We start from the raw sequence: 21,172 nt of genomic DNA, 5'->3' as shown, positions 1-21,172 counted from the left end.
GGTCCCTCACATCCGGAAGACGCCGTAGCCACGCGCGCCCTCGACCGGGGCGTTGTGGATCGCGGACAGGCAGAGGCCGAGCACCGTACGGGTGTCGCGCGGGTCGATGACGCCGTCGTCGTAGAGCCGGCCGGACAGGAACACCGGCAGGGACTCGGCCTCGATCTGCTGCTCGACCATCGCCCGGATCGCCGCGTCAGCGTCCTCGTCGTACGGCCGGCCCTTCGCCGCGGCCGACTGCCGGGCGACGATCGACAGCACCCCGGCGAGCTGCTGCGGGCCCATCACGGCGGACTTGGCGCTCGGCCAGGAGAAGAGGAAGCGCGGTTCGTACGCCCGGCCGCACATGCCGTAGTGGCCGGCCCCGTAGGAGGCGCCCATCAGCACGGACAGGTGCGGGACGGTGGAGTTGGCGACGGCGTTGATCATCATCGCGCCGTGCTTGATGATGCCGCCCTGCTCGTAGTCCTTGCCGACCATGTAGCCGGTGGTGTTGTGCAGGAACAGCAGCGGGGTGTTCCGCCGGTTCGCCAGCTGGATGAACTGGGCGGCCTTCTGGGACTCCTGGCTGAACAGCACGCCCTGGGCGTTGGCCAGGACGCCGACCGGGTAGCCGTGCAGGCGCGCCCAGCCGGTGGCCAGGCTGGTGCCGTAGAGCGGCTTGAACTCGTCGAAGTCGGAGCCGTCGACGATCCGGGCGATCACCTCGCGCGGGTCGAAGGGCACCTTGAGGTCGCCCGGGACGATGCCCAGCAGCTCCTCCTCGTCGTACCTGGGCGGCTCGGCGCCCCGGTCCGGGCCGGGGCCGGGCTTGCGGTGGTCGAGCCGGGCGACGATCCGGCGGGCTATCCGCAGCGCGTCCGCCTCGTCCGCCGCGACGTGGTCGGCCAGCCCGGAGACCCGGGCGTGCATCTCGGCGCCGCCGAGCGACTCGTCGTCGGCCTCCTCGCCGGTGGCCATCCGCACCAGCGGCGGGCCGCCGAGGAAGACCTTGGCGCGCTCCTTGACCAGCACGGTGTGGTCGGACATGCCGGGCACGTAGGCGCCGCCGGCCGTCGAGTTGCCGAACACCACGGCCACGGTGGGGACTCCGGCGGCGGAGAGCCGGGTGAGGTCGCGGAACAGGGCGCCGCCGGGGATGAAGATCTCCTTCTGACTGGGCAGGTCGGCGCCGCCGGACTCGACCAGGTTGACCAGCGGGAGGCGGTTCTCCAGCGCGATCTCGTTGGCCCGCAGGGCCTTGCGCAGGGTCCAGGGGTTGCTGGCGCCGCCGCGCACCGTCGGGTCGTTGGCGGTGATCACGCACTCGACGCCCTCGACCACCCCGATGCCGGTGACCAGGGCCGCACCCACCGGGTAATCGCTCCCCCAGGCGGCCAGCGGGGACAGCTCCAGGAACGGGGAGTCCGGGTCGACCAGCAGCTCGATCCGCTCACGGGCCAGCAGCTTGCCGCGCCCGCGGTGGCGCTCCACGTACCGGGGGCCGCCGCCCGCCAGCGCCTTGGCGTGCTCGGCGTCGAGCTCGGCGAGCTTGGCGACCATCGCGGCGCGGTGCCCGGCGTACTCGGGCCCGGCCGGGTCGACGCGGGTGGGCAGCACGGTCACAGCAGGACCTCCGGGATGTCGAGGTGGCGGGCGCGCAGCCACTCCCCGAGGGCCTTGGCCTGCGGGTCGAAGCGGTGCCGGGCGGCGACGCCCTCGCCGAGCAGGCCGGTGAGGGTGAAGTTGACCGCCCGCAGGTTCGGCAGCAGGTGCCGGGTGACGGGCAACTCCTCGGTCTCGGGCAGCAGTTCGCGCAGCTTCTCCACGGTGAGGACGTGCGCCAGCCAGCGCCAGCCGTCCTCGGAGCGGGCCCAGACGCCGAGGTTGGCGTCCCCGCCCTTGTCGCCGCTGCGGGCGCCGGCCACCAGGCCGAGCGGGGCCCGCCGGGTCGGGCCCTCGGGGAGCGGTTCGGGCAACTCGGCTTCGGGCCGGTCGGGTTGGGCGGCATGGCCGGTGACGGGCGCCGGCGGAACGGCGATCCGGCGGCCGTCCGGCAGGACGGCGGTGTGCTCGACGGCCTTCGGGTCGACGGACACGGCGCTGAACACCCCGTACGGCGTGCCCGGTCCGGGCGGGGCGGTGAGGTGGAAGCCCGGGTACCCGGACAGCCCCGATTCGACCGCGGCCTTGCCTAGTCGGCGCCCGACCTTGGCCGGGTCCTGGTCCCGGGCGGTCAGCCGCAGCAGCGCGGAGGCGGTCTCCTCGGTGGCGGCGTCCGGGTGGTCGGTGCGGACGAGGGTCCAGCGCAGTTCGGCGGGACGGGCGGCGGGCGGCAGCGCGTCGGCGAACTGCCGCTGCACCAGGGCGGCCTTGGCCTCGATGTCCAGGCCGGTGAGGACGTACACCACCTCGTTGAGGTGGCCGCCGAGCCGGTTGAGACCCGCCTTCAGGGTGGGCGGCGGGGCTTCGCCCCGCACGCCGTCGATCCGGACCCGGTCCGGCCCCTCCGCGGTGAGCCGAACGGTGTCCAGCCGGGCCGTGACGTCCGGGCCGAGGTAGCGCGGTCCGCCGGTCTCGTACAGGAGTTGGGCGGTGACGGTGCCGGCGGTGACGGCGCCGCCGGTGCCCGGGTGCTTGGTGATCACGCTGGAGCCGTCGGCGCGCAGTTCGGCCAGCGGGAAGCCGGGGCGGGTCACGTCGTGCTCGTGGAAGAAGGCGTAGTTGCCGCCGGTCGCCTGGGCGCCGCACTCCAGGACGTGCCCGGCCACCACGGCGCCGGCCAGGGCGTCCAGGTCCTCCGGGGTCCAGCCGAAGCGGGCGATCCCGGGGCCGACGACCAGCGCCGCGTCCGTCACCCGGCCGGTCACCACCACGTCGGCGCCGCCGCTCAGGCAGGCGGCGATGCCGAACCCGCCGAGGTAGGCGTTGGCGGCCAACAGGCCTTCCGGCAGCCCGAGTTCGTCCCGGCGCGGGAGCAGGTCGTCGCCCTCGACGTGGGCGACGGCCGCCTCGACGCCGAGCCGCCGGGCCAGCGCGCGCAGCTCCTCGGCGAGCCGGGCCGGGTTGAGGCCGCCCGCGTTGACCACGATCTTCACGTCGCGCTCGCGGGCCAGGCCGAGGCACTCCTCCATCTGGCGCAGGAAGGTCCGGGCGTAGCCCAGCGACGGGTCCTTCAACCGGTCCCGGGCGAGGATCAGCATGGTCAGCTCGGCCAGGTAGTCCCCGGTGAGCACGTCCAGCGGCCCGCCGGTGAGCATCTCCCGCACCGCGGCGAAGCGGTCCCCGTAGAACCCCGAGGCGTTGCCGATCCGCAGTACCGCGCCGTCGCGCACCAATGCGCCTCCCCTGCCGGTGAGTTGGGCGCACCCTTCGACGGGCGCCACCGCCAGCAGCGTGGCACCGCCCGCAGAAAAAAGCAATCACGCTTGCTTGTTTTCTGCGATCCGGTGTACCCCGCCCACGCCGCGCCTCGGTGTCCGTCCCGCGCCGGGCGCGCCCGCGGCGACGGCGCGGGCGCGGGCGCCGGCACCGGGGCGTCAGGCGGGCTGGACGGTGATCGTGCAGAGGCGCTTGGTGGCCCTGGTCAGGGCCACGTACAGGTCCCGCTCCCCGCCGGGGCGGGCCGCGGTGATCTCCTCCGGGTCCACGACGAGGACCCCGTCGAACTCCAGGCCGCGCGCCTCGGAGGCTGGCACGACGCGCGCGTGGTGGGCGACGCCCCGGGCCGTCAGCTCGCCCACCCTGGTGTCCGCGCAGACCACTCCCAGCAGCTCGCCCGGGTGCGCGGCGCTCTGGGCCTGGAGTTCCCGGAGGACGGCGGCGGCCAACCCGTCCGGGGGCGTGGTCACGGTGCGGGGGCTCTCACCGCCGCGCAGCGACCGGGTGGGCTTCTGCTCCGGGGCGATCCGCGCGAGCAGGCCCCGCACGCTCTCCAGGATCTCCTGCGTGGTGCGGTAGCTGACGGTCAGGTCGTGCAGCCTGAACCGCGGTCCGACGTGGGGGGCCAGCGCCTCCTTCCAGTCGCGCGCCGTCGCGACCGGGCCCGCCTGGGCGAAGTCGCCGACCAGCGTCATCGCCCGCGCCGGGCAGCGGCGGACGATCATCCGCCACTGCATGGCGGTCAGTTCCTGTGCCTCGTCGACGACCACGTGCCCGTACGTCCGCTCCGGAGGGCCGTCGACCAGGCTCGCCGCCTCGTCCAGCAGCGGCACGTCGGCGTCGGTCCACGGGGCGTCCGGACCGCGCAGCAGCAGGGACCGCTCCGGCGCGGTCAGCCGGGGCAGCTGCTCGGCGAGGGCGTCGGCGTCCGTCAGCAGCGCCCGCACGAGGTCGCCGGGCGCCAGCCGCGGCCACAGCGCCTCGACCGCCCGGTCGAGGCCGGCGTCGTCGAGGAGATCGGCCCGGAGGGCGTCCAGGTCCAGCTCGTGCGCCGGACCCGTGTCGGCCGCTCCTTCGCCGCGGTGCCGGCCGGCCCCCGTGAACCGGTCGAGGTCCAGGCCCGTCATCGCGACGGTGTCGGCGTCGATCTGCTCCAGGACGTCGCCCATGTCCCGTTGCATCGCGTCGGTGACGGCGTCGACCAGGAGTTCCTTGAACACCTGGCGCGCGGGGTTGTGCCCCGGTACGGCCGCCGCGGCGGCGTCGCGTGCCGTGGCGACCTCCTCGTCGGACAGGTGGACCGGCTCCCGTCCGACCCGCACGGTGAAGTCGCCGGCGGGGGCCTGGTAGGCGCGCAGCAGGCCGGCCAGGGCGTCGGCGAGCTCGGCGCCGCCCTTGAGCCGCGCCGTGTCGAACCGGTCCGCCGCGGCCGGCGACACTCCGGCCAGCTCCCGGCAGGTCGCCAGGACGACGTCGTTCTCGCCGAGCGAGGGGAGGACCTGGGAGATGTAGTCGAGGAACCGGGCGTTCGGGCCCACCACCAGGACGCCCTCCTCCGCGGCGCGCGGGAACGCGTACAGGACGTAGGCCGCCCGGTGCAGGGCGACCACCGTCTTTCCGGTGCCCGGCCCGCCCTGCACCACGGTCACCCCGCGGTGGGCGGAGCGGACCACCTCGTCCTGCTCGGCCTGCAGCGTGGCGACGGCCGCCTCCATCCGGCCCGTGCGCCGTGCCGACAGCGCCTCGGTCAGCGGGCCGTCCCCCACGACGTCCTCCTCGGTCGGGGCGCTCCCGTCCAGCAGCTCGTCGCTCACCGAGACGACCGTGCGCTCCTCCAGGCGCAGGTGCCGGCGCCGCCGCAGGCCCATCGGGTGAACCGGCGTCGCCTCGTAGAACGGCCGCGCCGCGTTCGCACGCCAGTCCACCAGCAGGGGCAGGTCGTCCTCCTCCCGGTGCAGTCCGATCCGCCCGATGCGCAGGGCCGTGCCGTCCGCCCAGTCGATCCGCCCGAATACCAGGCCCCTTTCGGCGCCCGCCAGCCGACCGATTTCCCTGGCCAGCCGATCGGCGGCGATTTCCCTCTCGTACGCCTCACCCGCGCTTTCCACCGGGGCCTTCAGCAGACCCGCCCGGTGCATTCGCGCCTCGGAAAGCCGCTCGGTGAGGAATTCATACAGGGCGGACACATAATTGCGCTCCGACGCAACCGCGCGCACGACGGGATCATTCGTATTCGACATCAGGGGGCTCCTTCGATTCGAGCCACACCATACGGTCAAAGCCCCTCGAAGGTAAGTCTTGACTTACCTGGTGAAGCCATGGCCTTACCGCCGATTCCAGGACGGCCGACCGTGCGGCGCATTACGCATTCCGCCGTTCCGCATATCGCCGATTTGCGTTCCCGATGCCCGTATGCCTTATGGGCGGGCCCGCCCCGGGCGCCGGTGATGTCGTGCCGTGCTCGGGAAAAGGGGAAAGACCCGGCGCGGCGACCGGCGCCGAACGCCACGGACGGGCCGCGGCCCCGTTGACGGCCGCGCCGTACCCCTCTACAACGGAGCACAGGCCCCGGAGACGGTGGACCGTGCCCCGGCACGGCCCGCCCGGGGCAACCCGAGAGATCCTGAGGAGCAACACCATGGCTCCAGATCCAGACGTCAGCCGCTGCCCGGTGCTGGACATGACCGCCCGGGACCCGCACCGGCAGAACGCCGAGCTCCGCTCCGCCGGGCCCGCCGTGCGGGTCGAACTCCCCGGCGGCATCATCGCCTGGTCCGTGACCCGCAGCTCGGTGATCCGCGCCCTGACCGGCGATCCGCGGATCTCCCGCGACCCGCGCAGGCACTGGCCCGGCCTGGCCTCGGTGCCCGAGGGCTGGCCGATGGGGCCGATCGCGTTCCAGCAGAACTTCTTCAACCTCTACGGCGGCGAACACCGCTCGGCCCGGCGCCGGATGGCGCCCTCGTTCGCGCCCCGCCGGGTGTCCGCGCTGCGGCCCGGCATCGAGAAGACCACCGCCACCCTGGTCGGCGCGTTCCGTACGCTCGGCCCCGGCGAGGCCGTGGACCTGCGCCACGCCCTCTCGCGTCCGCTGACCATGACGGTGATCTGCGACCTCTTCGGCGTACCGGCCGACATGCGGCCGCCCATCGGCACGGCGATGGACACCCTGCTGACGACGACGGCCACGAACGAGCAGATGACGCGCTCCCGCGCGGAGATCAACGTGGTGCTGACCGAGCTGCTGGCGCTCAAGCGGCGCGACCCCGGCCCGGACCTCGCCAGCGACGTGGCGGCCGTCGACACCGGCGACGGGACCGGCCGCAGCGAGGAGGAGTCCCGCGACATCCTCTTCCTGATGCTCGGCGCCGGGTACGAGACCGCGGTCAACCTCATCACCAGCGCCGTCCAGGCCCTCCTGGCCCACCCCCGCCACCTGGCCGGGGTCCGCGCGGGCACCCTCGGCTGGGAAGCCGTCGTCGAGGAGACCCTGCGCTACGAGAGCCCGGCGATGCACCTCCCGCTCCGCTACCCGCTGGAGGACGTCGACCTGGGCGAGGGCGTGGTCATCCGGCGGGGCGAGCCGATCCTGCTCGGCTTCGGCGCGGCCGGCCGGGACCCGGAGGTCCACCCTGAGCGGCCGGACGACTTCGACCCGACGCGCCCCGACAAGGAGCACCTGGCCTTCGGCTACGGCCCGCACTTCTGCCTCGGCGCGCCCCTCGCCCGACTGGAGACCGAGGTGGCCCTGGAGGGCCTGTTCGGCGCCTACCCCGACAGCGCCCTGGACCCGTCCCGTCCGACGCCGGCCCGGCTGGAGTCCGCCATCATCAACGGCCCCGCCGAGCTCTGGGTCGTCCCGACGCCCGCCCTGGCCGCCGGGGTGTGACGGCCCACCCCGGTGCCACCCGGGGGCGAGCAGCCCGGCCCGGTGGCCGCTGCGGCACGTCCGCGCCGGGCTGCCCCCTTGTTGCCGGTAGTCGTGCCCGTGACCTGCACACCGGCAAGTGTGCGGACCACAGGAGGTATGGGGGACAGGACCATTGACCCGGAGTCAGCGGCTCCGGAAGTATTCGCGACCATGACTACGCGCGTAAACGTTCTGTCGCGGTGGCTGGTCGCCCCGCTGCGGTGGGCGGCCCTGCTGTCGCTGCTGGTGTCGGTCGGAGTGTTCTTCGCCGGTGCCGGGGCGGCCGAGGCGGCGCCCGCCTGCGGGGTGCTCTCCACCGGTGCGGCGCCGCAGGCGACCGCCGCCGTCCGCTCCGCCTGCGGGCTGATCGGCACCCCGTACTCGTGGGGCGGCGGCCACGGCTCGCGGCCCGGCCCGACGTACGGCCTCTGCGACCCCGCCAACGGCGCCCCCAACGACTGCAACGTCCGCGGCCTGGACTGCTCCGGCATGGTCCGCTACGCCTACGACCTGGCGGTCGGCGACGACGTCATCAACGGCACCACCCGGACCCAGTGGCCGACCTCCCGCGCCGTCGCCCGCTACTACCGGGCGGACGGGACCGCACCGCTGCTCCCCGGCGACCTGGTGTACTTCGGCAACACCGCCTCCACCATCCACCACGTCGCGATGTACCTCGGGCAGGGCTGGATAGTGGAGGCCCCCTACTCCGGCGGCTACGTCCAGGTGGCGACGCTCTCCTCGCACGGCGACTACTACGGCGCCATCCGGCTGTACGGCCCCGGCTCCACCACCCCGCCGCCGACCACGCCCCCGTCGAACAGCGGCCAGTACTGGGTGGACACCCTCGCCAACGCGCCGGTGTACGGCTCCCCGACCTCCACCACCAGCACCGGGACGCTGTACCAGGGCACGAACTACGTCTACTGCAAGGCCTGGGGCCGCGAGGTCTCCAACGGCAGCGCCTTCAACCACTGGTGGCTGAAGACCGACCCGGACTCCGGCCCCGGCGGCCAGTGGGTGTCCGCGTTCTACCTGTCCCGCTGGGGCAACGACACCGCCAAGGACAACAACGGCACGACCATCCCCACCTGCCCCGGCGGCGGCACCCCGCCCGCCACCGGCAAGTACTGGGTGGACACCTTCGCGAGCGCGAGCGTCTACTCCTCGCCGACCTCCACCAACGCCACCGGGACGCTGAACCAGGGGACGAACTACGTCTACTGCAAGGCCTGGGGCCGCGAGGTCTCCAACGGCGGCAGCGTCAACCACTGGTGGCTGAGGACCGACGCCGACGGGGGCCCCGCCGGCCAGTGGGTCTCCGCGTTCTACCTCTCCCGCTGGGGCAACGACACCGCCAAGGACAACAACGGCACGACCATCCCCGACTGCTAGGAACCGTGCTCCGACCCGCGCCGGCCGTCTCCCCCGAGGCGGCCGGCGCGGTCGTTCCTCCCCGAGGAGCGCCCCGGGGAGGAACGCGGGGAGCGCCGCGGGGAGGGACGGGAAGCGATCAGGATTCGAGAAGCGCGCGGCCGGGGTGCGCGCCTAGCGTTGCAGTCATGAGCGACCTCACCATTCACTGGACCTTCCTCCCGCACACCGACCCCGAGGCCTCCCTCGCCTTCTACCGCGACCTGCTCGGCTTCGAGGTACGCAGCGACGTCGGCGGCGGCCCGATGCGCTGGATCACCGTCGGCCCGGCCGGCCAGCCGGACGTCTCCCTGGTGCTGGAGCCGGCCTCCGCCGACCCGGGCCGCACCGAGGAGGAGCAGCGGACCATCACCGAGATGATGGCCAAGGGCACCTACGCCCGGGTCGTCCTGGGCACCCGCGACCTGGACGGCGTCTTCGACCGGCTGAAGTCCGGCGGCGCCGAGCTCGTCCAGGAGCCGACCACCCAGCCGTACGGCGTCCGCGACTGCGCGTTCCGCGACCCGGCGGGCACCATGGTCCGCTTCAACGAGCTGAGCTGAGCCGGGCTGGGCCGGGACAAGCCCGGCCCGGCCCGAGGGCGCCGGGGCCCGTCCCTCCCCGCCGTCGGCCGCACCCGAAAGCCGTTCGATCCCGGCCGGATCGATGGTTGGATCGAAGGGTTCGAGCACACCGACGGCGGCCGCGGGGCGGGCCCTCCGGCCCCTCCCCCGGAGAGGCCTCAGAGAGACCCCCGAGAGACCGCCGAGAGCCAGGGAGCGAAGAGAACGATGCCCAAGCGGACGGACGCGCGGCCGCACGTCGCCGACAGCCACGACCTGATCCGCGTGCACGGCGCGCGCGAGAACAACCTCAAGGACGTCAGCATCGACATCCCCAAGCGCCGGCTGACGGTGTTCACCGGGGTGTCCGGCTCGGGCAAGAGCTCGCTGGTCTTCGACACCGTCGCCGCCGAGTCCCAGCGGCTGATCAACGAGACCTACAGCGCCTTCGTCCAGGGCTTCATGCCCACCCTGGCCCGCCCCGAGGTGGACGTCCTCGAGGGCCTGACCACCGCGATCATCGTCGACCAGCAGCGGATGGGCGCCGACCCGCGCTCCACCGTCGGCACCGCCACCGACGCCAACGCGATGCTGCGCATCCTGTTCAGCCGCCTCGGCACCCCGCACATCGGCTCCCCCAAGGCCTTCTCCTTCAACGTCCCGTCGATCAGCGGCGCCGGCGCCGTCACCGTCGAGCGCGGCGGCAAGACGGTCAAGGAGCGGCGCAGCTTCAGCATCACCGGCGGCATGTGCCCGCGCTGCGAGGGCCGCGGCAGCGTCTCGGACATCGACCTCAGCCAGCTGTACGACGACAGCAAGTCGATCTCCGAGGGCGCGTTCACCATCCCCGGCTGGAAGACCGACAGCTGGTGGACGGTCGGCGTCTACGCCAACTCGGGCTTCCTCGACCCGGACAAGCCGATCCGCAAGTTCACCAAGAAGGAGATGCAGGACTTCCTGTACCGGGAGCCGACCAAGGTCAAGGTCAACGGCGTCAACCTCACCTACGAGGGCCTGATCCCCAAGATCCAGAAGTCGATGCTCTCCAAGGACAAGGAAGCGCTGCAGCCGCACATCCGGGCCTTCGTGGAGCGGGCCGTGACCTTCACCGCCTGCCCCGACTGCGAGGGCACCCGGCTCAGCGCGGCGGCCCGCTCCTCGAAGATCGCCGGGATCAGCATCGCCGACGCCTGCGCGATGCAGATCAGCGACCTCGCCGACTGGGTCCGCGACCTCGACGAGCCCTCGGTGGCGCCGCTGCTCGGCACGCTCCGGCAGGCCCTCGACTCCTTCGTGGAGATCGGCCTCGGCTACCTCTCGCTGGACCGCCCCTCCGGCACGCTGTCCGGCGGCGAGGCGCAGCGGGTCAAGATGATCCGCCACCTCGGCTCCTCGCTCACCGACACCACGTACGTCTTCGACGAGCCCACCACCGGCCTGCACCCGCACGACATCGACCGGATGAACCGGCTGCTGCTGCGCCTGCGGGACAAGGGCAACACGGTGCTGGTGGTGGAGCACAAGCCGCAGACCATCGCGATCGCCGACCACGTGGTCGACCTCGGCCCGGGGGCCGGTGCGGCCGGCGGCACGGTCTGCTACGAGGGCGACGTGGCGGGGCTGCGCGCCGGCGGCACGGTGACCGGCCGCCACCTGTCCGACCGGACGGCGCTGCGCGAGGCCGTACGGAAGCCCACCGGCACGCTGGAGATCCGCGGCGCGAGCACCCACAACCTGCGGGACGTGGACGTGGACGTCCCGCTCGGGGTGCTCACGGTGGTGACCGGGGTGGCGGGCTCCGGCAAGAGCTCGCTGATCCACGGCTCGATCCCGGTCGACGAGGGCGTGGTCTCGGTCGACCAGGGGGCGATCAAGGGCTCCCGGCGCAGCAACCCGGCCACCTACACCGGGCTGCTCGAACCCGTCCGCAAGGCCTTCGCCAAGGCCAACGGCGTGAAGCCGGCCCTGTTCAGCGCCAACTCCGAGGGCGCCTGCCCGACCTGCAACGGCGCCGGGGTGGTCTACACCGACCTGGCGATGATGGCCGGGGTGGCCACCACCTGCGAGGACTGCGAGGGCAAGCGCTACCAGCCGGCGGTGCTGGAGTACCACCTGGGCGGGCGGGACATCGCCGAGGTGCTGGCGATGTCGGTGACCGAGGCGGAGGAGTTCTTCGGCTCGGGCGAGGCGAAGCTCCCGGCCGCGCACCGGATCCTGGAGCGGCTGGCCGACGTCGGGCTCGGCTACCTGAGCCTCGGCCAGCCGCTGACCACGCTCTCCGGCGGCGAGCGGCAGCGGCTCAAGCTGGCCACCCACATGGCGGACAAGGGCGGCGTCTACGTGCTGGACGAGCCGACCACCGGCCTGCACCTGGCCGACGTCGAGCAGTTGCTGGGACTGCTGGACCGGCTGGTCGAGTCCGGCAAGTCGGTCATCGTGATCGAGCACCACCCGGCGGTGATGGCGCACGCCGACTGGATCATCGACCTCGGGCCGGGTGCCGGCCACGACGGCGGGCGGGTGGTCTTCGAGGGCACCCCGGCCGAGCTGGTCGCCGCTCGCTCCACGCTGACCGGCGAGGCGCTGGCCCGGTACCTGGGCTGAGCCGTACCGACTCCGCGCCGCGCCTGCGCGGAGCCGGGGCTCTCCCGCCGGGCCGGTCAGTCCAGCGGGAGGGCCATCTCCAGGATCCGCGCCGAGGGGTCCAGCACGTACGGCGTGGACCCGCCGGTGTGGGCGAACCCGCGCCGCAGGTAGAAGGCGGCGGCGCGGGGGTTGGCCTCGTGCACCCCGAGCAGCATCCGCCCGGCGCCCCGGACCCGCGCCCAGGCGAGCACCGCGTCCAGCAGGGCGTCGGCGACGCCGTGCCCGCGGCCGCGGTGCGCCGGGTCCACCCAGACGCCGATCAGGTCGAGCGCGCCGGGCTGCTCCCGGTTCGGGACGGACAGCATGGTGGCGACCCACTCCCCCGTGGCGTCCACCGCGACCAGGCCCAGCTTGTCGGGCTCGTTGACCCAGTTGCAGCGGGCCCGCCAGTTGCCCTCGCCCTGGTGGCTCGCGTACTCGTGGGTCTCGCCGAACGCCAGGGGCGTGTCGAGGAGTTGGGCCAGCCGTACCTTCCGCAGGCGCTGCCAGTCCTCGCGTCCGATCCGCTCGATCCGGTGGTCCATCGTCTCCCCGTCACACGGCGCTGCCTCCGCCGCCGGTGATCACCGGCGGCGGAGGCAGCGTAACCGGTGCCCGGACTACGGCTTGATGCGGACCACCTGCGGGTCGTGGTCGCTGGCCTGCTGGGCGAACTCGGCGTTGATGTGCACCACGTCGTACTTGGCGTAGCCGACCTCGGGGCTGACCAGGATGTGGTCCAGCACCTGCGAGTTGCCCTGGTAGACGTACGAGTACTGCTCGGTCTCCGGCAGCTCGTTCACCAGGTCGCGCAGCACGCCGTCCTTGGTGAGCGCGGCGAGCGCGGGCGAGAACTGGTAGTCGTTGAAGTCGCCGAGGGAGACGACCTTGGCCTCCTTGTCGGCGGCCAGCAGCTTGGCGACGAAGGACTGCTCGACGGTGGCCTGCTTGATCCGCTGCACCTCGGAGCTGCGGGTCGGCTGCTGGAAGCGGCTGTCGATGCCCTGGTCGCCGCCCTTGCTGTTGAAGTGGTTGGCGATGACGAAGACCTTCTTGCCGCGGAAGGAGAACTGGCCGACCAGCGGCTTGCGGCTGTTGGTCCAGGCCTCGTCGTTCGGCTCGATCCGGCCGGGCGAGGCGGTCAGCGCGGTGCCCGCGCCGGTGCCGGTCACGCCGACGGCGGTGGTGGCGCTGCCGCCGGGGATGTCGGTGAAGGACACCCGCTGCGGGTTGAACAGGAAGACCTGGCGGATGTTGCCGCCGGGCTCGCCGCCGTCCTTGCCGTCCTGCGGGTCGACCGAGCGCCAGTCGTAGGCCGGGCCGCCGGCCGCCTTGATCGCGGCGATGAACTTGGCGACGGTCTGGCTCGCGTCCACCGTGCCGTCGTTCTTGTTGCCGTTGTTGTCCTGGATCTCCTCCAGGGCGACGATGTCGGGCGAGCGCAGGTTGGTGACGACGCCCTGGGCCAGCTCGGCGAACTTGGCGTCCGGGTTGCCCGGGGCCAGGTTCTCCACGTTGTAGGTGGCGAGGGTGAGTTCGCGGTCGCCGGCCTGGGCGGTGACCTCGCGCTGGAGGTGGTTGTCCTTCAGGGTGCCCATGGTGCCGGCGACCAGGGTGTAGCCGCCGAAGTTGTTGTAGTCCAGCGGGCCGGTGGTGGTGCCGGTCAGCTCGTCGCCGACGTTGGCGACCGGGAAGGGCCGCTGGTTCACCGGGGCCTGCTGCTGGATCATCAGCCGGCCGACGTTGGGCTCCTTGTACGACTCGTACAGCAGGCCGCCGCGCTTGCTGCGCTGGTCCTGCTTGTCGGCGGCGACCCACAGCTCGTTGTACTTGTCGGTCGCCTGCACCACCCGGACGTCCTTGACCTGGACGAGCATGCCCTCCAGCGACTCGTAGAAGTCGAGGGTGTACTTCTCCGGCTGGAGCGTGCCGCCGTCGATGGAGCCGTCCGGGCCGGCCGGCGGGGCGTAGGTGCCGGGGATGTTGCGGGTGTCCACGACCACCGGGGCGGGCAGCGGGTTGCCGGCCGACAGGACGGTGATGCCGGGGGCGGTGATCTCGGTGATGGACTGCGAGCCGCCGCTGTAGTTCGGGTAGTACTCGGTGACCTTGCCGCTCACCAGCACCGAGTCGCCGACCTGCACGGTCGGGTTGCCGCCGGTGTAGACGAAGATGCCCTCGCTGGTGGCCGGGTCGGCGTCGGGGTTCGGGTCCTGGAGCCAGAAGCCCTTGACGCTGCCGTACGCGCGCACGCCGGTGACGATGCCGGGCACTCCGGTGACGGGCTTGCCGGCCTGCGGGGATATCCGGGTGCTGCCCTGGATGTCGTGGATCCGCAGCGGGCCGGCCTCGGTCGGGGCCGGGGTCGCGGGCGCGGCGGCGTTCGCCACCGGCAGCGGGACGAGCACCAGCGAGGCGGCCAGCGTGGCCGGGATCAGGGCGGCGCGCAGCAGGGTTCTGCGGGGGCGGGAGGCGGGGGCGGTGGTCACCGGGGCAGGGCTCCTAGCTCCGTCGTGCGGCACGGTCGTGGCACGGCGGTCCGGGCGGAGGCGCGCGTCGGGCGCGCGCTGCTCGCGTGGCGAAGAAGCGGAGGACGGTCTCCCGCCCCCCGCGGCGCCCCTCAAGATACGCGCGTAGAAAATGCCCCGACAAGACCCCGGCGGTGAACGGACGGTTCCCCGCGGGTGACGTGACGGCCGCTCAGCCCGGGTTTCTCACAGCCCGCTCCCAGCGGACTCCCAGGAAGCCTCGATCCGCTCCACCACCAGCTCGCACAGCTCGTGGGTGCGCAGCGCGTCGTGGGCGTCCAGGGTGCGCCCGGCGCGGACGGCCGCCAGGAAGGCGAGCACGCACTGCTCGATGCCGCGCTGACGGGCCACCGGCACCCAGTCGCCGCGGCGGCGGACGGTCGGCTGGCCGCGGTGGTCGACCACCTCGGCCAGGTTGTGCACCTCGCGCTTGGAGTCGCCGCCGGAGACCTCCAGCACCTCCTCGGTGGAGCCGGAGACCCGGTTCATGATGCCGAGGGCGGTGAAGCCCTCGCCGCCGAGGGTGAGCACCACGTGCTCGACCAGCCCGTCCCGGGTGCGGGCGCGGACGTCCACGTGCTCGATCTCGCCGGGGGCCAGGAACCGCAGTACGTCCACGACGTGGATGAAGTCGTCGAACACCAGGGTGCGGGCCGCCTCGGCCAGGCCCTCGCGGTTCTTCTGGAGCACGATCAGGTCGCGCGGGCGCTCCTTGGCCTGGGCGTAGCCGGGCGCGTAGCGGCGGTTGAAGCCGACCATCAGCGAGCGGCCGGTGCGGTCGGCGAGGTCGACCAGGCGGCGGGCGCCGTCCAGGGTGTAGTCGAGCGGCTTGTCGACGTAGACGTCCACCCCGGCGGTGAGCAGCTGCTCGACGATCGGGACGTGCTGGTCGGTGGCGGCGTGCACGAAGGCGGCGCGGATGCCGCTGCCGATCAGCGCGCCGAGGTCGGTGAAGCGGCGCTCGGGGGCGATCCGGTGGGTCTCGCCGAGCCGGTCGAGCTTGGCCGCGTCCCGGGTCATCAGCCGCAGGTCGAGCCCGGGCAGCGCGGTGAGCACCGGCAGGTAGGCCTTCTGGGCGATGTCGCCGAGGCCGATCACCCCGACCGGGAGCGGGGCGTCGGCGGCTGGCGTGCTGGTCATGAGGCCTCCCGGCATGCGGACGATCATCGGCGGACCCACCTTACGCACCGGCCGGCCCGGGCACGCCACCGCCCGCCGTCCGGCCCCGTCCGTGAACTGCTGACCATCCGTCACCAGTGGCTGATCACAGCCCCTTCGGACAACATGACATTGTACTGTCACATTGTCTGGGGTACGGTGATCGAGCGCTGACACCCGGGGGGCCCGGTGTCACGGAACGGAGGGACGCGGCGGAACCAGGGCTCCGAACGCCCCCGCGGCCGACCGCCCGTTCCACTCCTCGTGCCGCTCCACGCGTCCTCGCGGCCGAGACCCCCGCCGGGCGTGTCCGCCGTGCCGCTCACGCGTCACGGCACCGCCGGCGGCCCCTCCGACGCCTCCACCGCACCAACGCCCCGATGAACGCCGGGGGCGCGCGCACAGTCCTGTCCCGTCGCTTTCCCAGGAGCACGCTCATGACCGCCACCGCGCACGTCGTCAGGTCGGCAACGAACGAGATCGCCACCGAACTCACCGCCCGGACCCTGCTCCAGCTGGCCGAGCGCGAGATCGGCGCGATCCACGTACGCGGCTACTACCCCGTCGAGATCGCCGAGCAGGTCGCCCAGAAGGCGATCAACCACCAGGCGCTCGGGCACTACCACAAGCAGTACACCAGCAGTGTCGGACGGGTGTACATGCCGCACATCGACACCAAGTGGGACGCCGAGCTGACGAAGCAGTACCACGACAGCGCCCTGCCGGCCATCGAGGACGTCCGCTCGATGTTCCACCCGTACCTCTCGCCGATCGACCGGGTGCGCCTGGAGCTGCAGGAACTGTGGCCGGCCGGCGCCAACCTGCTGCGGCTGCGCGAGCGGGCCTGCTTCGTCGGCGCCTTCCGCGTCTTCCAGCCCTCGACCTCGAAGTTCTACCCGCACAACGACGCGATCGACCAGGAGACCGACGCCCCCGAAATCGCGGGCGTGCTCAACCAGTTGGTCGCCAACGTCTACCTCCAGGTCCCGAAGAAGGGCGGCGACCTGCACCTCTGGCTGCGCGAGCCGACCCCGGAGGAGACCGCGACGATCCTCGACGTCGAGGGCCTGCAGCCCGACTCCGTGGAGCCCCCGGTCCACGTGATCCACCCCGAGGCCGGCGACCTGATCATCTTCAGCCCCCGGATGCTGCACGCGGTGACCAGCGGCGAGGACGAACACCGGGTCGGCGCGGCCGCGTTCATCGCCACCAAGGGCCCGAAGGAACCGCTCGTCTACTGGAGCTGACGCCGCTCCCGCCACAGCCTTCGAATCGACCGTCGACACGCAGAGAGGACTTCGGCATGCTCCCGGCGCTCGTCCGCGCACACGCGCGAACCCACCCGCATCGAACGGCCGTCGTCGTGGGTCGGGAACGTCTGACCTACGCCCGACTCGCTTCCAGGGCGGACCGTCTGACGGACCTGTTGCGGGCGTCGGGCATCGGTCGCGGCTGTCTGGTCGGCATCCATCTCGACCGCACGGCCGACGCCGTGGTCGCCCAGCTGGCGGTCCTCGGCGCCGGCGCGGCCTTCACCCTCGTCGAGCCCACCGAACCGGTCGCCGAGGGGGCGAACCGGCTCGCCCTCGCCGCCCCCGACCTCGTGCTCGCCGAGCCGCGCCACCACGGCGAGCTGCGCCGGTCCGGACTGCGGGTGGCGGACGGGCACGAGGCCGGCGGCAGCCTCGTGCCCCCGCCGGCCCCCGCCGACGGGCCCGCGGCACCCGGACCCGCCGACGACGACGACACGGCCTACGTGCTCTACACCTCGGGCTCCACCGGGGTGCCCAAGGGCGTGCAGGTCTCGCACGCCAACATCCGGCACTACACCGAGTCCCTGCTCCAGCGGCTCGACATCACCGAACCGCTCTCCTACGCGCACGTCACCACGCTCGCCGCCGATCTCGGCAACACCTGCCTGTTCCTCCCGCTGTGGACCGGCGGCACGCTGCACCTGGTGGACGACGCCACCCGGCGCGACCCGGCGGCGCTCCTGCGCTACCTCCAGGACCACCGGGTGGACGTCCTGAAGACCACCCCCTCGCACTGGAGCGTGGTCTTCCGGGCCTTCGGGCAGGACGGGGCGACCCGGCCCGAGCTGCGTTTCCTGCTGCTCGGCGGGGAGTTGCTGGCGCTGCCGCTGGCCCGCCGGATCCTCGACTCCGGTGTCACCCGGAACCTCGTCAACCACTACGGGCCCACCGAGGCGACGGTGGGCGTCGCCGCGCACCGGCTGACCGCCGCGAGCGACCTCGACGCCCTCGACGGCGCCTCCGTGCCCATCGGCACCCCGCTGGGCCGCACCCGGCTCCTGGTCCGCGCCGACGACGGGACCTTCCACGACCGGGACGCGGTGGGCGAGTTGTACATCGCCGGCCCGTCGGTGGCGCTCGGCTACCGGGACGACCCGCAGGCCACCGCGGCGGCCTTCACGGACGACCTCGCGCGGCTCGACCCGGCCCTCGGACGCGCCTACCGCACCGGCGACCGGGTGCGCGCCGACTCCCGGGGCGTGCTGGAGTTCCTCGGCCGGGGCGACCGGCAGGTCAAGGTCAGCGGGTACCGGATCGAACTCGGCCACGTCGAGGCGGGCCTGCGCCGGCACCCGGCGGTCGCCGACGCGGTGGCCGTCCTGCTCACCAGGGACCGGGCGATGCTGGTCGCCGCCGTGGTGCCGGCCGCCGACGGCCGTCCGGCGGTCCAACCGGCCGCGCTGCGCCGGGAGTTGCGGGAGCTGCTGCCCGCGCACATGGTCCCCGACCGGATCGAGGCCTTCGACGCCTTTCCGCGCAACGCCAATGGGAAGACCGACCAGGCCGCCCTCCGGGAGCTGCTCGAAGCACGGCTCGCCGAGCGCACGCCCCGCCCGTCCGACCCCGCCGCCGACGGCGGCGACCCGGTGCTCGCCGACGTCCTCGCCTCCTGGCAACGGCACCTGGGCCACGGCGACTTCGCGGTCGACCAGGACTTCGACCAGGCCGGCGGCAGCTCGATCGACGCCATCCAGGTCATCGCGGACCTCCAGGCCAAGGGCTACCGGGTGTCGGCCGCGGCCTTCCTCGCCGAGCCGACGGCGGCCGCCCTGGCCACCCGGCTGCGGGAGGACCGCGGGGGCGACGACCACGGCCGCGCGTCCGCCGCCCGGGTCGTCGCGGACGACCGTGCGCTCTCCCCCGCCCAGACCTGGTTCTTCCGGCAGGAGTTCGCCCAGCCCGACCAGTGGAACCAGGCCCTGCTGCTGGAGACCGACAGCACGCCGCGGCCGGCCGAGCTGGCCGCCGCGGTCGCCGACGTGGTGGGCCTGCACCCCATGCTGCGCACCGCGTTCCGCCCGGGAGCCGACGGCCGGCGGCGCGAACTCGTCGATCCCGCCGACGCGTTCAGCTGGTCCCGGCTGCCCGAGGAGGACGGCCCGGCCGCCCGGACCGTCCGGGACGTCGCGGCCGCCCTCCAGCGGGAGATCCGCATCGCGGACGGCAACCTCTTCAAGGTGCACCTCTTCCTCGGCGACGGCCGGGCCGAACTGCTGCTGATCTGCCATCACCTGGCGATCGACGCGGTCTCCTGGCGCATCGTCGTCAGCGACCTCAGCCGCTGCTACAGCGAGCGGCTGCGCGGCGGCGAGCCCACCACCGCCCCCGGCCCGACCGGCTTCGGCCAGTGGGCCACCCACCTGCGCGACCGGGCCGCGCAACTGCGCGGGGACCTCGCGCACTTCGACTCCCTGGCCCGGCTGCCCGCCGTCGCACCACGGCCCGACGCCCCCGGCGACAACCGCGAGGGCGACGCCCAGGCCCTCTGGTTCCGGCTGTCGCGCGCGCAGAGCGCCGCCCTGACCGAGGCCGCGGCCCGCTCCGGCATCCCCGCCCACGCGGCACTGCTGGGTGCCTTCGCCCAGGCGCTCACCGAGCAGCTCGGCACGGACGAACTCGTCGCGGACGTGGAGAGCCACGGCCGGATCTGCTTCGACGAGACGCTCGAAGTCTCCCGCGTGGTGGGCTGGTTCACCTCGACGTTCCCCGTCAGCGTGCGCACCGTCGCCGGGGACCTCGCCGCCACCGGCAAGTCCGCGGCGGCGGCCCTGGCCGAGGTGCCCGCCCTCGGGGTCGCCTACGGCCTGCACGAGCAGCCGCAGCGGGCCGACGTCTGCTTCAACTACCTCGGCCCGTTCGCCCTGCCCTTCGGCGACGACCTGCACCTGCGGCCCTCGCGCCACCCGGTGGGGCCGGTCCGCGGCCCGGAGAACGACCGCGGCTACGGCCTCAAGCTCACGGCGCGCGTCCACGACGGGCAGCTGGTGGCCGACCTGTCCTACACGCCCGCGCGCCACGACCCCGAGCGGATGCTCGACCTGGCCCGCGCCACCCGCGACCACCTGCTGCGCGGCGCGGGGCTCCCGCCCGCCGACGGCCGGTTCGTGCTGGAGTCGGGATCGAGCACCGGGCTCCTCGCCCAGGTGCCGGGCGCCCTGGAGTGCGAGCCGCCCGCCGGGTCCGTCCGCGAGTACGGCACCGTCCTGCTCACCGGCGCGACCGGTTTCATCGGCGCGCACCTGCTCGACCTCCTGCTGGCCCGCACCCGGTCGAAGGTGGTCTGCCTGGTGCGCGCGAAGGAGGGCCGGACACCCGCCGAGCGCCTGGCGGACGCCTACGCCTGGTACGTCCCGGACGGTCGCCTCGACGCGTACGCCGACCGGCTCACCGTGCTGGCCGGCGACCTCGCCGAGCCGGACTTCGGCCTCGCCGAGCCGGACTACCGACGGCTGTGCCACGAGGCGGAGGCGCTCTACCACCTGGCCGCCGACACCAGGCTGTTCGGCGACCGCGAGTCCTTCGACCGGCAGAACACCGAGCCGGTGCGGGCGATGATCCGACTGGCGACCACCGGCCGGCCCAAGGACCTGCACTACGTCTCGACGCTCGCGGTCTGCGGCGGCGGCGCGCCGGGCGAGCCGGCCGTCTTCTCGGAGGACAGCCTGGACATCGGCCAGGAGTTCCTCAACGAGTACGAGCGCAGCAAGTACGACGCCGAGCGCCTCGTGCAGGGCTTCGCCACCCAGGGCGGCAACGCGTTCGTCTACCGCTCCGGCAACGTCAGCGGCCACTCGGTGTCCGGCCGCTTCCAGCGCAACGGCGGCGACAACCGGCTGGTCCAGCTGCTGCGGGCGTCGGTGCGGATCGGCCGGGTGCCCCGGGTCGGCGCCCTGACCCTCGCGCTGAGCCCGGTGGACGTGGTGGCGCGGGGCATCCTGGAGATCTCGCGCAGCGCGCGGGTGCGGGGCGGCACCTTCCACCTCGACACCCACCACGAGGTGTCCTACGAGCGGCTCTTCACGGTCCTGCGCGACCAGGGGTACGCCCTGGCCGAGGACGGGGCGGAAGGCTTCGCGGAGCTGTTCGGCCGCTACCTCGGCGACGGCGGGGAGCAGCTCTCGCTCGCGCACTTCTGGGCCGGCCGACCGGACCGCAACGTGCGGTACGACCACACCCGCACCCGGCGGCTGCTGGCCCGGCTGGGGGTGGAGTTCCCCGAGGTGACGGGCTCCTGGCTGCACGCCTTCTTCACCGGCCTCGGGCAGCAGGGCGAACTCCCCTCCGCGGGCACCAGGTAACCGA

At 73.3% G+C, this 21,172-nt stretch carries 12 protein-coding genes; 6 read left to right on the top strand and 6 right to left on the bottom strand.

Features of this window, described 5'->3' with window-relative positions:
* Positions 1-6: 6 nt before the first annotated feature.
* The 3 genes from ACFCY1_RS05645 to ACFCY1_RS05635 all read right to left on the bottom strand — a co-directional run bounded on the left by ACFCY1_RS05645 (position 7) and on the right by ACFCY1_RS05635 (position 5,600).
* Positions 7-1,605, bottom strand: coding sequence for an acyl-CoA carboxylase subunit beta (locus tag ACFCY1_RS05645; protein ID WP_074003733.1), 1,599 nt, complete (start codon positions 1,603-1,605; stop codon positions 7-9).
* A complete protein-coding gene (locus ACFCY1_RS05640) occupies positions 1,602-3,239 on the bottom strand; it encodes an acyclic terpene utilization AtuA family protein (RefSeq protein ID WP_375873689.1) in 1,638 nt (545 codons plus the stop codon). Before ACFCY1_RS05640 ends, ACFCY1_RS05645 begins: the two co-directional genes overlap by 4 nt.
* Before the next feature lie 279 nt (positions 3,240-3,518).
* Entirely contained in the window at positions 3,519-5,600 is a 2,082-nt protein-coding gene (locus ACFCY1_RS05635) for a HelD family protein (protein ID WP_375873642.1), read from the bottom strand.
* Positions 5,601-5,998: 398 nt separating this feature from the next.
* On the opposite strand from ACFCY1_RS05635, the gene ACFCY1_RS05630 reads away from it, so the two are divergent.
* The 4 genes from ACFCY1_RS05630 to ACFCY1_RS05615 all read left to right on the top strand — a co-directional run bounded on the left by ACFCY1_RS05630 (position 5,999) and on the right by ACFCY1_RS05615 (position 11,850).
* The gene (locus ACFCY1_RS05630; RefSeq protein WP_375873641.1) at positions 5,999-7,249 is read left to right on the top strand and encodes a cytochrome P450; all 1,251 of its coding nucleotides are present in this window, start codon (positions 5,999-6,001) and stop codon (positions 7,247-7,249) included.
* Positions 7,250-7,441: 192 nt separating this feature from the next.
* Positions 7,442-8,665, top strand: a complete 1,224-nt coding sequence (locus ACFCY1_RS05625) for a C40 family peptidase (protein WP_375873640.1) — start codon at positions 7,442-7,444, stop codon at positions 8,663-8,665.
* Positions 8,666-8,832: 167 nt separating this feature from the next.
* The gene (locus ACFCY1_RS05620) at positions 8,833-9,246 is read left to right on the top strand and encodes a VOC family protein (RefSeq protein ID WP_049650434.1); all 414 of its coding nucleotides are present in this window, start codon (positions 8,833-8,835) and stop codon (positions 9,244-9,246) included.
* Positions 9,247-9,474: 228 nt separating this feature from the next.
* Complete coding sequence (locus ACFCY1_RS05615; RefSeq protein ID WP_375873639.1) at positions 9,475-11,850, top strand: ATP-binding cassette domain-containing protein; 2,376 nt, start codon at positions 9,475-9,477, stop codon at positions 11,848-11,850.
* A 56-nt stretch (positions 11,851-11,906) separates the two neighbouring features.
* Here ACFCY1_RS05615 and ACFCY1_RS05610 read toward each other — a convergent pair whose 3' ends face one another.
* From ACFCY1_RS05610 to ACFCY1_RS05600, 3 genes are all read right to left on the bottom strand, one after another.
* Positions 11,907-12,416 carry a GNAT family N-acetyltransferase gene (locus ACFCY1_RS05610; protein ID WP_375873638.1) on the bottom strand — a complete coding sequence of 170 codons (510 nt, stop codon included), beginning with the start codon at positions 12,414-12,416 and terminating at the stop codon, positions 11,907-11,909.
* A 75-nt stretch (positions 12,417-12,491) separates the two neighbouring features.
* On the bottom strand, positions 12,492-14,360 hold the full coding sequence (locus tag ACFCY1_RS05605) for an endonuclease/exonuclease/phosphatase family protein (protein ID WP_375873637.1): 1,869 nt from the start codon (positions 14,358-14,360) through the stop codon (positions 12,492-12,494).
* A gap of 225 nt (positions 14,361-14,585) precedes the next feature.
* Positions 14,586-15,539: a Gfo/Idh/MocA family protein gene (locus ACFCY1_RS05600; RefSeq protein ID WP_375873636.1), complete on the bottom strand. Its 954-nt coding sequence runs from the start codon at positions 15,537-15,539 to the stop codon at positions 14,586-14,588.
* Positions 15,540-15,994: 455 nt separating this feature from the next.
* Between ACFCY1_RS05600 and ACFCY1_RS05595 the strand changes: the two genes are divergently transcribed.
* The gene (locus ACFCY1_RS05595) at positions 15,995-16,804 is read left to right on the top strand and encodes a 2OG-Fe(II) oxygenase (protein WP_049650437.1); all 810 of its coding nucleotides are present in this window, start codon (positions 15,995-15,997) and stop codon (positions 16,802-16,804) included.
* A 56-nt stretch (positions 16,805-16,860) separates the two neighbouring features.
* Positions 16,861-21,168 (top strand): amino acid adenylation domain-containing protein, encoded by a 4,308-nt coding sequence (locus ACFCY1_RS05590; RefSeq protein WP_375873635.1) that lies wholly within the window; start codon positions 16,861-16,863, stop codon positions 21,166-21,168.
* Positions 21,169-21,172 lie beyond the last annotated feature (4 nt).

It is taken from the genome of Kitasatospora sp. NPDC056273 (assembly GCF_042268845.1).
Lineage (GTDB): Bacteria > Actinomycetota > Actinomycetes > Streptomycetales > Streptomycetaceae > Kitasatospora.
The sequence above is the reverse complement of the archived record's forward strand: the minus strand, read 5'-3'. Positions and strand labels throughout refer to the sequence as shown.